Raw genomic sequence first — 12,391 nt, forward strand, 5'->3', positions numbered from 1 at the left:
ATGGGCGTTGTGCGCAATCTTCGTCAGGTTTCGGCCGACGACACCGGCGTCGACATCGCCTTCCGCGCCGACGTCCACGCTGGCCTCTCGCAACGGCCGAAGGCGATTCCCGCGCGCTGGTTCTACGACACGACCGGCTCGGCGCTGTTCGAGGATATCACCGCGCTCCCCGAATATTATCCGACGCGCAGCGAAACCGACCTGCTGACGCGCCACGCCGCCGATATCGCATCGGCGATCGGCCCCGGCCGTGCGGTCGTCGAACTCGGTTCGGGCAGTTCGACCAAGACGCCGCTGCTCCTCGACGCGATCGACCCCGCCGCCTATGTGCCGGTCGATATTTCGGGCGATTTCCTCCGCGACAGCGCAGAGGCGCTCGCGGCGCGCTTCCCCGGACTCGCCATCTATCCGGTGGAGGCCGACTTTACCCAGCGCGTCGATTTGCCGCGCGAAATCTGCCCACTTGCGAAGTTAGGCTTTTTCCCCGGCTCGACGATCGGCAACATGGTCGCGCGCACCGCGATCGACCTCCTGCGCAACTGGCGCAGCGCGCTCGGCGACGGGGCGCTGATGCTCATCGGCGTCGACCGGATCAAGGATATCGGCATCCTCGAACGCGCCTATGACGACCCGGCGGGGGTGACGGCTGCTTTCAATCTCAACCTCCTCGAACGGATCAACAGCGAACTCGGCGGCGATATCGCGGTGGAGAATTTCAGCCATCGCGCGGTGTGGAACGATGTCCACGCGCGTATCGAAATGCATCTCGTCGCCGCATGCGACATGGATTTCACCGTCGACGGCCACAGCTATCATTTGGCGAAGGGCGAGACGATCCACAGCGAGAACAGCCATAAATACGGGCCCCGCGACGCGAACCTGCTGCTCCGCGCCGGCGGCTGGACACCGATCGCGACCTGGGACGACGCCGACCCCGCCTTTGCCCTGATCCTGGCCGAAGCGACCGAGTTCCGCTCCGCCCCCTGACGCTCACCCTTGACGCCCCTGTTCGAAGCCGTAAGGCCACGGGCAGATTGTCAGCGAAAGGGCAGGATATGATCGTCGGCGTTATCGGGGCGGGGCAAATGGGTGCGGGCATCGCGCAGGTGTCGGCGGGCGCCGGCCACGACGTGCTCCTCTCCGACATCGACATCGCGCGCGCCAACGCGGGCAAGGCGGGCATCGCCAAGGCGCTCGGCCGTCTGGTGTCAAAAGAAAAGACGACACAGGCCGACGCCGACGCGCTGCTGGGCCGCATCACCCCCGTCGCCGACCATGCGGCCTTCGCCCCCGCCGATCTCGTGATCGAGGCGGCGACCGAGCGCGAGGAAATCAAGCGGACGATCTTCGCCAGCGTCGGCCAACATCTGTCGGCGACCGCGATCCTCGCTTCGAACACCAGTTCGATCCCGATCACGCGTCTCGCGCAGGCTGCGCCCGACCCGGCGCGCTTCATCGGCGTGCATTTCTTCAACCCGGTGCCCGTCATGGGCCTGATCGAACTGATCCGCGGTCTCGCGACGAGCGACGATACGCTGGCAAAGGTCGAGGCCTTCGGCCGCGGGCTCGGCAAGGAAATCGTCCACGCCAACGACGCGCCGGGCTTCATCGTCAATCGCGTGCTGATGCCGATGATCAATGAAGCGGTGTTCGCGCTCGGCGAAGGCGTCGCGACGATGCAAGACATCGACACCGGCTGCCGCCTCGGCCTCAATCATCCGATGGGCCCGATCACGCTCGCCGACTTCATCGGGCTCGACACCTGCCTCGAAATCATCCGCGTGCTCTACAGCGGCACCGGCGATCCGAAATTTCGCCCGGCGCCCTTGCTCGTCCAATATGTCGATGCGGGCTGGGTCGGCAAAAAGGCGGGCCGCGGTTTCTACGACTGGAGCGGTCCCGAGCCCCTGCCCACGCGGTGAGTGGCTACGACGCCCGGACCCTTGCCTTCTATGCGGCCGAAGCGCCGGTTTATGCGGCGTCGGGCCCGACGGGCGCCGCGCGTCATCTCGATTCCTTCCTCGACCGGTTGCCCGAAAGCGCCAAGATTCTCGAACTCGGCTGCGGTGGCGGCCGCGATGCCGCGCACATGATCGCGCGCGGCTTCATGGTCGATCCGACGGATGGAGTGGCCGAGATCGCGATTCAGGCCGAGGCCCGGCTCGGCAGGCCGGTTCGTGTGATGCGCTTCGGCGAACTCGCCGTCGCCGAACGCTACGATGCCATATGGGCGTCGGCCAGCTTGCTCCATGTTCCGCGTGGCGATCTTCCCGACGTACTTGCGCGCATCCATCGCGCGCTAAAGCCCGGCGGACTGCATTTCGCGAGCTACAAGGGTGGCGGACGCGAAGGAAGAGACCGTTTCGGACGCTATTTCAACTATTTTGCGCGCGAGGAACTCGAAGCCGCTTATCGTGACGCCGCACCCTGGGATGGCCTCGATCTCACGGAAGGGCTTGGCGGTGGCTATGACGGGGTGCAGGGGCCATGGGTTCAAATTATCGCGCGCCGCGCCCTATAGGGGCGGCCGACGGAGCCGAAAGGCATCGGGTGCGTTGGATATGCGAAATGTAGGGGATGAGTTGATCATGCGTAACAAGGCCTTCCTCGCTCTCGCGGCAATCTTGCTGGTCGGAACTGCATCGGCGCATGCCCAGCAAGGTGCCCCCGAAGATTCGACGATCAAGGATACGGCCAATTCGGTGACCGAGCCATTCGACGGCAAGGAGGTTCCTCCCAAGCTGCTCGAAGTGCAGGGCGATCCCTATTCGCTGGCAGGTCTCGGCAAATGCGCCGCTATCATCCGCGAAGTGCGCGAGCTCGACGAAGTGCTCGGTGCGGATGTCAACGAGCAAGTCGACAAGAGCCGCGCGAAAAAGCGCGAGGAAACCGCCGGTCGCGTCGCCGGAACGGTGGCGGGCGGCATCATTCCCTTTCGCGGGCTGATCGGCGAGGTAACCGGCGCCAATGCCGAACGGCGCCGCTACGCACTCGCCGTTTATGCGGGGACGGTGCGTCGGGGCTTTCTCAAAGGCGTCGGGCTTGAGCGTGGTTGCAAGGCGCCAGCGCGGCCTTGATCGCGCTTCTCAGAGCGGCGTGTAGACAACGCGGCAGCGCTCGGGCGCTGAGCGCGCCGCGGTGTTCCATGTCACCTCATTGCCGTTGCGCTGCAGCCGCACGCCGCTCTTGTTCTCGTAAATCTGGCCGCGGTTCGCTGGCGTTGATTTGAGCACGAGCGTCCGCCCGCCGTTGACGCGCACGATCGCGCCGTCGCCGACATAATCGACCTTGAGCCGTGTGCCCGCGTTGCATTCATAGCTGGTGCCGGTGTTGCGCGGCGGCACCGATGAACAGGCGTTAAGCGCGAGAATTGCGGCGCCCGCCGCGAAAGCAGATGTCGTCCTCATGTCGCCTTCCCCTTCAATAACCCGACCGGACGCACAGCACGTCGGCGAGATAAACCCGCCCGCTCACCGTCTCCATATGCTCGCGCGCCGATCCGTTCCAGCCGATCGAACGGCACCAGTTATCGGCCGCTTGCGCCGCGCAATTGGCGGTTGCCGAACCGCGCGTGCAGGCGAGGATGCGATAGTTGCCGGTCGAGGGCTGCGTATGGAATTCGGCAAAATTGCCGCGCGCGACCTGATCGTTGGCCGGCGGATTGGGGTTCCAGCCTCCGCCGCCGCCCGAACCTACCGGACGCATCGATTGGACCGTGATGCCGCGCAGGACATTATTGAGCATCGGCGTATCGCGATCGACCGTCCGGCAATTGCCGCGATAGCGCGTCCTCTCGCAAAGTTCCCAGCGCCCGGTCGGAACCCGGATCGAATTGACCGGCCACGCGAGGCCGAGGTTCGATTTCGCTTCGCCGATGAACACCGCCGGGCCGCGATATCCCGCATCGCGATAGATGGTCGCTTCGGGCGGCCGGGCCATTCGGTCTTCGGGAGACTGCGCGTTCGACGTGGCAAGGAACCCCGCCCCTATCGACGCCGCAGCCGCGGCAAGGATCGACAAACGACAAGCGGTTTTCATCACAGCCTCCCATTTTGCGGCGCGACCCGGAGATTCGTTATGTCCCGGAAGTTTACGTTATCCCGAGGGAGCTTGCAAATTTTCCCAGCGACCGGCGAAAGCCAACGCGGCATCGCACGTTAGATCAGGGCGCCGTCTTGGGGGACGTTGCCAATTCCGCCGTTTCGGGTGTCGAGGCGGATACCGATGCTTCGGGCACGGGGCGTTCGTTGGGAGGTGTCGCGAGCGGCGGCGCGATACCGAGCATCAGCCCAGCGAGCGCCGCCGACATCAGGTTCGACAGGCTGCCGGCGAGCAGCGCCTTCAGGCCGAGCTTGGCGATCATCGGGCGCTGGTTTGGGGCGAGCCCGCCGGTCACCGCCATCTGGATCGCGATCGAGCTGAAATTGGCGAATCCGCAAAGTGCAAAGGTGGCGATCGCGACTGCAGCCATCGACATGTCGCCTTGCACCTTGCCGAGGTCGATGAAGGAGACGAATTCGTTGAGCACGATCTTGCTGCCGAACAGTCCGCCGACGGTCGCGCTTTCGTCCCACGGCACGCCCATCAGCCACATGACGGGGCGAAAGATCGCGCCGATCACCGCCTGAAACGAGAGGCCTTCATAGCCGAACCAGCCGCCGATGCCGGCGAGCAGCCCGTTGGCAAGCGCGACGAGCGCGACGAAGGCAAGAACCATCGCGCCGACCGCGACGGCGAGCTTGACGCCGGTCTGCGCGCCCTGCGCCGCCGCCATGATGATGTTCGCGGGCTTTTCCTCGTCGTGGCTGGCCTCGGGCATGATCACCGGCTCGATGCCGAGATCCTTCGGATCGTCGGGCATCATGATCTTGGCCATCAATATGCCGCCGGGCGCCGACATGAAGCTTGCCGCGAGCAAATAGGGGAGCAACTGCTCGCCGATCATGCTCGCATAGGCGCCGAGGATGGTGCCCGCGACGCCCGCCATGCCGACCGTCATGATAGTGAAGAGCTGCGAAGGGGTGAGGCCGGCGAGATAGGGACGGATGACCAGCGGCGATTCGGACTGGCCGACGAAGATGTTCGCCGCGGCGCCGAGGCTTTCGACCTTGGTGATTCCGGTGACCTTCTGAATCGCGCCGCCGACCCATTTGATCACCAGCTGCATGATGCCGAGATAATAGAGGATCGAGATTAGCGAGGCGAAGAAGATGATCACCGGAAGCGCGGCGATCGCGAAGCTGTTCGCCCCCATTTCGGGCGATGCGAGCGGGCCGAAGATGAAATCGGTGCCCGCCTTGGCATAGCCCAGCAGGTTCGACACGCCGTTCGACATCGCCTGGATCACCGCGCGCCCCCATGGCGTGCCGATTACGAGCACTGCGAAACCGGCCTGGAGCAGGAAGGCGGGAACGACGATGCGCGGGCGAATCCAGCGGCGGTTCGATGAAAAAAGCACGGCAATCGCAAGCAATACGACGATGCCGAGCAGACCGATCAGGCGTTCCATGATGTCAATGCGTCCCCCGCAAGTTAATGGGCCTGAATAACGGGCTTTGGCGGCGGGGCAAGGGGCGCGCGGCCAGCCGTGCTTCTCGGACTTTCCAGCCTGCGTAAAACCGACTATCGGGCGGCATGACCGAACCGACCTCGGCGGCGCTGCCGCGCACGCTTTCACCCTCGCTCTTCCTTTTCTCGATCGTCTATGGCGGCATGGTCGTGCTCGCCGGCGTGCTCGGGAACAAGCAGGTGGCCTTGGGCGGCTGGCTCGCGGTCGAGGCGGGTATCTTCGCATTCCTGATCCTCGTTGCCCTGTCGAGCGCAGTGTCGGAACTGCACGGGCAATCGGTCGCGAACCGGCTCGTCCTTTGGGGTTTCGTCCCGCTGGTGCTGTCGATCATGCTGACCGCGCTGGTGCTCGCGCTTCCGGCGTCGCCCGAAATGCAGCCCGAACGGCTCGCCGCGTTTGACATGGTCCTCGGCCAGAGCCCGCGGCTGATGGCGGCGGGGATCGTCGCCTATGGCACCTCGCAATTTCTGAACGTTACCATCTTCAGCAAGCTCCGGGGACGCGAAGCCGCCGGCACGGGCACGACCTGGCTTGCTATTCGGGGTGCGATCGCCAGCGCCCTGAGCCAGATCGTCGATACGTTGCTGTTCGTCACCATCGCCTTTTACGGCGTGTTCCCGATCGCGAACCTGATGGGCGGGCAGATGCTCGCCAAGGTCGCGCTTTCGGTGCTCGTCATTCCTTTCGTCATCACCGGGTTGGTCGCGCTCGGCCGCAGCCTCGATGCGAAAAACGCCGGATGATATCGATGACCGATCCCTCTAAAATGCCCGATCTGCTCGCCAAGGCCGAAACGCTCGTCGAGGCACTGCCCTATCTACAGCGCTATGCCGGCGAAACCTTCGTGATCAAATATGGCGGCCATGCGATGGGCGATCCCGAAGCGCAGCGCGACTTCGCCGAAGATGTCGTGCTCTTGAAGGCCGTCGGCATCAATCCGGTCGTCGTTCACGGTGGCGGGCCGCAGATCGGGGCGATGCTGAAACAGCTCGGCATTGAATCGACGTTCGTCGGCGGCCTCCGCGTCACCGACGCCGCGACCGCCGAGGTCGCCGAGATGGTTCTTGCGGGCAAGATCAACAAGGAAATCGTCAGCTGGATCGCAGGACTCGGCGGCCGCGCGGTCGGCATTTCGGGTAAAGACGCGAACCTCGTGCTGGCCGAAAAGGTCAGCCGCACCGAGCCGGATCCCAATTCGGGGATCGAGCGCCACGTCGACCTGGGCTTCGTCGGTGAACCCGTCGCGGTCGACCCGACGATCCTTGTCAACCTGACGAACGACAATTTCATCCCTGTTGTCGCGCCTGTCGCGCTCGGCGCCGATGGCGCGACCTATAATATCAACGCCGACACGATGGCGGGCGCGATCGCGGGTGCTCTCGGCGCGAAGCGTTTCTTCCTGCTCACCGACGTCGCCGGTGTGCTCGACAAGTCTGGCGCGCTGCTCACCGACCTTGATCGCGCCGCGATCGACGGGCTGAAGGGCGACGGCACAATCACCGGCGGAATGATCCCGAAGGTGGACACCTGCGTCGCCGCGGTCGATGCGGGGGTCGAGGCGGCGGTCATCCTCGACGGGCGCATTCCGCACGCGATGCTGCTCGAAATTTTCACCGCGAGGGGTGCGGGGACGCTCATTCACCGCTAACATTGATGCCATCGACCTTTTCGGCCGGAGACCTTCCTTGTATTTCATGCTTCTCGATATTCTGTCGATCCTGCTCAACATCCTCTGGTGGATCATCATCGTCCAGGCCGTGATGTCGTGGCTGATCGCGTTCAACGTCATCAACACGCACAATGATTTCGTGGGGCAGCTCTGGCACGTCCTCGACCGGATCACCGAGCCGCTGTACCGCCCGTTCCGGCGCATCATGCCCGATTTCGGAGGCATCGACCTGACGCCGATGGTGGTGCTGATCTTGCTCATCATCATCCAGGGCCCGGTCATGGCCTATCTGTACCGGCTCGGCGTCCAGACCGGGATGGCCTGACGCATGACAGGTTCCGTACCCGCCACCAAATCGATCGACGGCAAGGCCTTCGCCGCGGGCTTGCGCGCGCGGATCGCCGACGCGGTTCCGGCGTTTCGCGCGGCGACGGGGCGAGCGCCGGGGCTTGCCGTGGTTCTTGTCGGCGACGATCCGGCGAGCGCGGTCTATGTCGGGTCGAAAGGCAAGGCGACGGTCGCGGCGGGAATGGAAAGCTTCGAGCACCGCCTGCCCGCTACCGCGACGCAGGATGAGGTCGAAGCGCTGCTCGCGGCGCTCAACGCCGACGAGGCGGTTGACGGCATCCTCCTGCAACTCCCGCTCCCCGGCCATCTCGACGAACAGGCGGCGGTTGCGACGATCGACCCCGACAAGGATGTCGACGGGCTGACCCCGGTCAGCGCGGGCCGCCTCGCGCTCGGCATAGCTGGAATGGTGCCCTGCACGCCCTACGGCTGTCTGCTGCTGCTCCAGGACCGGCTCGGCGACCTGTCGGGCAAGGACGCGATCGTCGTCGGGCGCTCGATCCTCGTCGGCAAGCCGATGGGGCAATTGCTGCTCGGCGCCAATTGCACCGTGACGATGGCGCATAGCCGCACCCGCGACCTGCCCGACCTCGTTCGCCGCGCCGATATCGTCGTCGCCGCGGTCGGCCGCGCCGAAATGGTGAAGGGCGACTGGATCAAACCCGGCGCGATCGTGATCGACGTTGGCATCAACCGTCTGCCGCCCGCGCAGGGCGAAGCCAAGGGGCGGCTCGTCGGCGACGTCGACTATGCCGCGGCGGCGGCGGTGGCCGATGCGATCACGCCGGTGCCCGGCGGCGTCGGTCCCATGACCATCGCATGCCTGCTGCGCAACACGCTGGTCGCCGCGCATCGCCGCGCGGGCCTTGCCGATCCCGAGGGTTTTTGATGCGCCAACTGCTCTTTCCCGCGCTGGCACTGATGCTTGCGGGCTGTACAGGGTCGGCCGACGATTTCCGCAACCGGCCGCTCGCCGCCAACCCCAGCGCGTTCATCGCCGCCGAGATCGGCTTCGCGAGGCTCGCGCAGGAAAAAGGGCAATGGACCGCGTTCCGCGAAACGTCGCATCCCGATGCCGTTATGTTCGTGCCCGAGCGGGTGAAGGCGCGCGACTGGCTGAAATCGCAAAAGGACCCTGCCGAGGCGGTGAAGTGGCAACCGCACGCCGTCTATGTCAGCTGCGACGGGAATAGCGGCGTTACGACCGGCGCCTGGCAAAAGGGGCCGGCGAACGGCTTTTTCACCACTGTCTGGACGCGCGATGAAAAGGGTCGGCTCAGCTGGATTCTCGACCATGGCGATGCGCTGACGACACCGCGCGAAGCACCCGACTTCATCGCATCAAAGCTCGGGGTCTGCGGTTCGCGGCCCGCCGTGCCGATCGAGGCGGGCGGCGAGGGCGAGGATATGGCCGTCGGCCTTTCCGGCGACCAGACGCTCAGCTGGACCTCGACCGTCCGCGCCGACAAGTCGCGCCGCGTCACGATCCGCCTGTGGGACGGCAAGGAAATGGCTACCGTCGTCGACGATCAGGTCGCGGCACCGAAGCGGCCATGATCGACCTTTTCATCTCGGCCTTCGTTACGTTGTTCGTCGTGATCGATCCGCCGGGCTGCGCGCCGATCTACGCCAGCCTGACCACCGGCGCCAGCGCGCAGCAGCGCCGCTCGATGGCGATCCGTGCGACGATCATCGCCGGCCTGATCCTCGTCTTTTTCGCGATGTTCGGCGAAGCCTTGCTCAGCTTCCTCCATATCGATCTCGACAGTTTCCGCATCGCGGGCGGCATCATGTTGTTCATCATCGCGATCGACATGGTGTTCGAAAAGCGCACCGAACGTCGCGAACAGCGTGCCGAGAAGGTCATGGCCACCCCCGAGATCGAGGATGTGTCGGTCTTTCCGATGGCGATGCCGATGCTCGCGGGGCCGGGGTCGATCGCCTCGGTGATGTTGCTCGTGTCGCAGAATAACGGGCTTGAGCGGGCTTTCGTCATCTTTGGCGCGCTGCTGCTCGTGCTGCTGCTGACGCTCGCGGCGCTGCTTGCGGCAGGGCCGCTGATGCGCCTCATCGGGAACAAGGGTGAGGCTGTAATCACGCGCCTGCTTGGCGTGCTGCTTGCGGCGCTCGCGGCGCAATTCGTGATCGACGGGCTGAAAGCCAGCTTCCCGAGCCTGACATAAAAGGGGCGCCGTCTCAGCGGCGCCCCTTCCTCTCCACGGGGTCGAGCCGGTTATTGCGCGGCGTTGACGTCGGCCTGCGTGACCGGCGCGATGCGGATTTCGACGCGGCGGTTGCACTGATAATCGGCCTCGCTCTGCTCGGGCGAGCATTTGAGCTGCGATTCGCCATAGCCTAGCGTCGCCATGCGCGCGCGCTGGATGCCGCGGCCCGCCAGATAATCGGCGACCGATGCGGCGCGGCGTTCGGACAGCCCTTGGTTATAGGTATCGCTGCCGGTCGAATCGGTGTGGCCGTAAACGTCGATATAGGTGCTCGGATATTCGGCGAGCGTCGAGGCGACATTGTCGAGCGCGCTGCGGAACTGCGACTTCACCATCGCGCTGTTGAGGTCGAAGGTCACGTCGCCCGGCATGTTGAGCACAAGCTGGTCGCCCTGACGCTCGACGTCGATGCCGGTGCCCGCCGTGCGTTCGCGCAGCTTCTTTTCCTGCTGGTCCATATAATAGCCGACACCTGCGCCTGCGACCGCGCCGATGCCCGCCCCGACAATTTCCTCGGTGCGGCTGTTCTTGCCGCCGATCAGGTCGCCGAGCAGATAGCCACCTAGCGCGCCGCCGACACCGCCGATCGCGGCTTTCGATATTTTCCTTTCCCCGGTCACCGGGTCGGTGACGCAACCGGTCAGCGCGATTGCGCCGATGCTGGTCAAAATGGTGAGCTTGATTGTCCTGCTGTTCATTTGTCGCTCCCTTTATCCGGCGGATGCTGTTGGTCCTCTGCATCCCGCGCCTGTGTGCCGATAACATATGGCCGGCGATCTGGTTCCCGAAATCGACTGAATGGCGGCTGAGCAGGGCGTTCAGCCGTGCGCCATTGTGTAATGTCCCGGCTTTCGCCTATAGGGAGGATATGACCGAAGCTGACAGGGGCCGGGCGCCGCCGCGCCGTACGACCGCCCAATGACCCCTTTTCCCTGGTCGGATGTTGTGATCATCCTGATCCTCGTCCTCTTGAATGGCGTTTTCGCCATGTCCGAGCTTGCGATCGTTTCGTCGCGCGACCCGCGCCTTCAAGCGGCCGAAAAGCGCGGCAGCCGGGGCGCAAAAATCGCGCGACAGCTCGCTTCCGACCCGGGCCGCTTCCTGTCGACGGTGCAGGTCGGAATCACGCTCATCGGCGTGCTTACCGGTGCCTATTCAGGGGCGAGTCTGGGACAGCCGGTCGCCGACCGGCTCGCCGCGTGGCTGGGGCTCGAGGCCGATACCGCCGAGGCGGCAGGTTTTGCCACCGTCATCGCGCTCACCACCTATATCTCGCTGATCGCGGGCGAACTGGTGCCCAAACAATTCGCGCTTCGCGCGCCCGAGCCTATCGCGATCTTCATGGCGGTGCCGATGATCTGGCTGTCGAAGATCGCGGCCCCCCTCGTCTGGCTGCTCGACAATAGTTCGGCGCTCGTGTTCCGCCTGCTCGGCCTCAATCGCGAATCGGAAGACCGGGTGACCGCCGAGGAACTGCACCTGATCGTCGCCGAGGCCTCGAAATCGGGAGTGATCGAGGAGAGCGAGCGCGCGATCATCTCGGGCGTCGTGCGCCTCGCCGACCGGCCGGTGCGCGAAGTGATGACGCCGCGCAAGGATGTCGACTGGGTCGATATCTCGCTCGACGCGCGCGGGGTGCGCGACAAATTGCTCGAAACCCCGCACAGCCGCCTGCCGGTCGCGCGCGGGTCGGTCGACGACATCGTCGGCGTCGTCCAGGCACGCGATATCGCCGCGGCGCTGTTTCAGGGCGAGACGCTCGACCTTGAGCAGTTGATGCGCCCCGCCAAGGTCATCCACGACCAGATCGACGCAATGGACGCGCTCGAAGCCTTGCGCGTTGCCGAGGTGCCGATGCTGCTCGTTCACGATGAATATGGCCATTTCGACGGGCTGGTGACTCCCGCCGACCTGCTCTCGGCGATCGCGGGCGAATTTGCGTCGGACCAGGACATCGGCAGCGAGCCTTTCGTCGTTGAACGCGACGACGGCAGCCTGCTGATCGCCGGATCGATGCCCGCCGACCAGATGGCCGAGCGGCTTGGCATCGAGCTGGGCGAGGATCGCGACTACGCGACCGCTGCGGGCCATGTTCTCGCGATCCTGAAGCATCTGCCGACCGAAGGCGAGAAGTTCACCGACAGGGGTTGGCGTTTCGAGATCATCGACATGGACGGGCGCAAGATCGACAAGCTGCTCGTCACCGAGATCAGCAAACCGAAGGACGAAGGCTCGGGGTAAGTCCGGCTCTAAGCCATAATGGACCCGCCCGGGGGACCGGGCCGTTGCTTCGGGCGCATGGAAGAAACAGCGCTGCGCGGTCGGCAGCCAGCCGCGGCCGCGTTGGCGCTGCTGCCGAACGGGCAAGGCGAGGGGATTACCGGCTTTGGGGTGGGGAAATGCGGTTCCTCTCTTTCCGTTCGTGCCGAGCGAAGTCGAGACACCCATCGACGCGACGCATAGCCCGAGGGGCATCTCGACTTCGCTCGATGCGAACGGAGTTGGGAGGCTGATATCAGCATTCGGTCGGGAAGCTGCCGCGGTGCATGATTGCAGCGCGAAGAAGAAAGGGGGCCGAAG

15 protein-coding genes are annotated in these 12,391 nt (G+C 64.9%); 11 read left to right on the forward strand and 4 right to left on the reverse strand.

Features of this window, described 5'->3' with window-relative positions; all coding sequences use genetic code 11:
• From egtD to HDC29_RS12390, 4 genes are all read left to right on the forward strand, one after another.
• Window positions 1-987 (forward strand): L-histidine N(alpha)-methyltransferase, encoded by a 987-nt coding sequence (gene egtD / locus HDC29_RS12375; RefSeq protein ID WP_179497951.1) that lies wholly within the window; start codon window positions 1-3, stop codon window positions 985-987.
• A gap of 68 nt (window positions 988-1,055) precedes the next feature.
• Window positions 1,056-1,922 carry a 3-hydroxyacyl-CoA dehydrogenase NAD-binding domain-containing protein gene (locus HDC29_RS12380; protein ID WP_179497953.1) on the forward strand — a complete coding sequence of 289 codons (867 nt, stop codon included), beginning with the start codon at window positions 1,056-1,058 and terminating at the stop codon, window positions 1,920-1,922.
• On the forward strand, window positions 1,919-2,521 hold the full coding sequence (locus HDC29_RS12385) for a bifunctional 2-polyprenyl-6-hydroxyphenol methylase/3-demethylubiquinol 3-O-methyltransferase UbiG (protein ID WP_179497955.1): 603 nt from the start codon (window positions 1,919-1,921) through the stop codon (window positions 2,519-2,521). The genes HDC29_RS12380 and HDC29_RS12385 overlap by 4 nt, the downstream gene beginning before the upstream one ends.
• 67 nt (window positions 2,522-2,588) lie before the next feature.
• Window positions 2,589-3,077, forward strand: coding sequence for a hypothetical protein (locus HDC29_RS12390; RefSeq protein WP_179497957.1), 489 nt, complete (start codon window positions 2,589-2,591; stop codon window positions 3,075-3,077).
• Window positions 3,078-3,086: 9 nt separating this feature from the next.
• Here HDC29_RS12390 and HDC29_RS12395 read toward each other — a convergent pair whose 3' ends face one another.
• From HDC29_RS12395 to HDC29_RS12405, 3 genes are all read right to left on the reverse strand, one after another.
• Window positions 3,087-3,407 (reverse strand): MliC family protein, encoded by a 321-nt coding sequence (locus tag HDC29_RS12395; protein ID WP_179497959.1) that lies wholly within the window; start codon window positions 3,405-3,407, stop codon window positions 3,087-3,089.
• Window positions 3,408-3,420: 13 nt separating this feature from the next.
• Window positions 3,421-4,038, reverse strand: a complete 618-nt coding sequence (locus HDC29_RS12400; RefSeq protein ID WP_179497961.1) for a hypothetical protein — start codon at window positions 4,036-4,038, stop codon at window positions 3,421-3,423.
• A 124-nt stretch (window positions 4,039-4,162) separates the two neighbouring features.
• Window positions 4,163-5,509 (reverse strand): NupC/NupG family nucleoside CNT transporter, encoded by a 1,347-nt coding sequence (locus HDC29_RS12405; RefSeq protein WP_179497963.1) that lies wholly within the window; start codon window positions 5,507-5,509, stop codon window positions 4,163-4,165.
• 125 nt (window positions 5,510-5,634) lie between these two features.
• Between HDC29_RS12405 and HDC29_RS12410 the strand changes: the two genes are divergently transcribed.
• Genes HDC29_RS12410 through HDC29_RS12435 form a run of 6 tightly spaced genes read left to right on the forward strand, consistent with a single transcriptional unit; the run spans window position 5,635 to window position 9,769 of the window.
• Complete coding sequence (locus HDC29_RS12410) at window positions 5,635-6,312, forward strand: queuosine precursor transporter (RefSeq protein WP_179497965.1); 678 nt, start codon at window positions 5,635-5,637, stop codon at window positions 6,310-6,312.
• A complete protein-coding gene (argB, locus tag HDC29_RS12415) occupies window positions 6,309-7,217 on the forward strand; it encodes an acetylglutamate kinase (protein ID WP_373562801.1) in 909 nt (302 codons plus the stop codon). Before HDC29_RS12410 ends, argB begins: the two co-directional genes overlap by 4 nt.
• 46 nt (window positions 7,218-7,263) lie before the next feature.
• Window positions 7,264-7,563, forward strand: coding sequence for a YggT family protein (locus HDC29_RS12420; RefSeq protein WP_179498882.1), 300 nt, complete (start codon window positions 7,264-7,266; stop codon window positions 7,561-7,563).
• Window positions 7,564-7,566: 3 nt separating this feature from the next.
• Window positions 7,567-8,475, forward strand: a complete 909-nt coding sequence (folD, locus tag HDC29_RS12425; RefSeq protein ID WP_179497969.1) for a bifunctional methylenetetrahydrofolate dehydrogenase/methenyltetrahydrofolate cyclohydrolase FolD — start codon at window positions 7,567-7,569, stop codon at window positions 8,473-8,475.
• The gene (locus tag HDC29_RS12430; RefSeq protein WP_179497971.1) at window positions 8,475-9,143 is read left to right on the forward strand and encodes a hypothetical protein; all 669 of its coding nucleotides are present in this window, start codon (window positions 8,475-8,477) and stop codon (window positions 9,141-9,143) included. Before folD ends, HDC29_RS12430 begins: the two co-directional genes overlap by 1 nt.
• Window positions 9,140-9,769 carry a MarC family protein gene (locus HDC29_RS12435; RefSeq protein ID WP_179497973.1) on the forward strand — a complete coding sequence of 210 codons (630 nt, stop codon included), beginning with the start codon at window positions 9,140-9,142 and terminating at the stop codon, window positions 9,767-9,769. Before HDC29_RS12430 ends, HDC29_RS12435 begins: the two co-directional genes overlap by 4 nt.
• A gap of 50 nt (window positions 9,770-9,819) precedes the next feature.
• Here the strand turns inward: HDC29_RS12435 and HDC29_RS12440 are convergent, their stop codons facing one another.
• Window positions 9,820-10,509 carry an OmpA family protein gene (locus tag HDC29_RS12440; protein ID WP_179497974.1) on the reverse strand — a complete coding sequence of 230 codons (690 nt, stop codon included), beginning with the start codon at window positions 10,507-10,509 and terminating at the stop codon, window positions 9,820-9,822.
• Window positions 10,510-10,729: 220 nt separating this feature from the next.
• Here HDC29_RS12440 and HDC29_RS12445 point away from each other — a divergent pair, with 220 nt between their 5' ends.
• On the forward strand, window positions 10,730-12,052 hold the full coding sequence (locus HDC29_RS12445; RefSeq protein WP_179497976.1) for a hemolysin family protein: 1,323 nt from the start codon (window positions 10,730-10,732) through the stop codon (window positions 12,050-12,052).
• The last annotated feature ends 339 nt before the right edge of the window (window positions 12,053-12,391 follow it).

It is taken from the genome of Sphingopyxis sp. JAI108 (assembly GCF_013410105.1).
In the GTDB taxonomy this organism is placed as follows: Bacteria; Pseudomonadota; Alphaproteobacteria; order Sphingomonadales; family Sphingomonadaceae; genus Sphingopyxis; species Sphingopyxis chilensis.

Coding starts and splice junctions, on each gene's coding strand:
- egtD (WP_179497951.1), top strand. CDS start 1: ATGGGCGTTGTGCGCAATCTTCGTCAGGTTTCGGCCGACGACACCGGC.
- HDC29_RS12380 (WP_179497953.1), top strand. CDS start 1,056: ATGATCGTCGGCGTTATCGGGGCGGGGCAAATGGGTGCGGGCATCGCG.
- HDC29_RS12390 (WP_179497957.1), top strand. CDS start 2,589: ATGCGTAACAAGGCCTTCCTCGCTCTCGCGGCAATCTTGCTGGTCGGA.
- HDC29_RS12395 (WP_179497959.1), bottom strand. CDS start 3,407: ATGAGGACGACATCTGCTTTCGCGGCGGGCGCCGCAATTCTCGCGCTT.
- HDC29_RS12400 (WP_179497961.1), bottom strand. CDS start 4,038: ATGAAAACCGCTTGTCGTTTGTCGATCCTTGCCGCGGCTGCGGCGTCG.
- HDC29_RS12405 (WP_179497963.1), bottom strand. CDS start 5,509: ATGGAACGCCTGATCGGTCTGCTCGGCATCGTCGTATTGCTTGCGATT.
- HDC29_RS12410 (WP_179497965.1), top strand. CDS start 5,635: ATGACCGAACCGACCTCGGCGGCGCTGCCGCGCACGCTTTCACCCTCG.
- argB (WP_373562801.1), top strand. CDS start 6,309: ATGATATCGATGACCGATCCCTCTAAAATGCCCGATCTGCTCGCCAAG.
- HDC29_RS12420 (WP_179498882.1), top strand. CDS start 7,264: ATGCTTCTCGATATTCTGTCGATCCTGCTCAACATCCTCTGGTGGATC.
- folD (WP_179497969.1), top strand. CDS start 7,567: ATGACAGGTTCCGTACCCGCCACCAAATCGATCGACGGCAAGGCCTTC.
- HDC29_RS12430 (WP_179497971.1), top strand. CDS start 8,475: ATGCGCCAACTGCTCTTTCCCGCGCTGGCACTGATGCTTGCGGGCTGT.
- HDC29_RS12435 (WP_179497973.1), top strand. CDS start 9,140: ATGATCGACCTTTTCATCTCGGCCTTCGTTACGTTGTTCGTCGTGATC.
- HDC29_RS12440 (WP_179497974.1), bottom strand. CDS start 10,509: ATGAACAGCAGGACAATCAAGCTCACCATTTTGACCAGCATCGGCGCA.
- HDC29_RS12445 (WP_179497976.1), top strand. CDS start 10,730: ATGACCCCTTTTCCCTGGTCGGATGTTGTGATCATCCTGATCCTCGTC.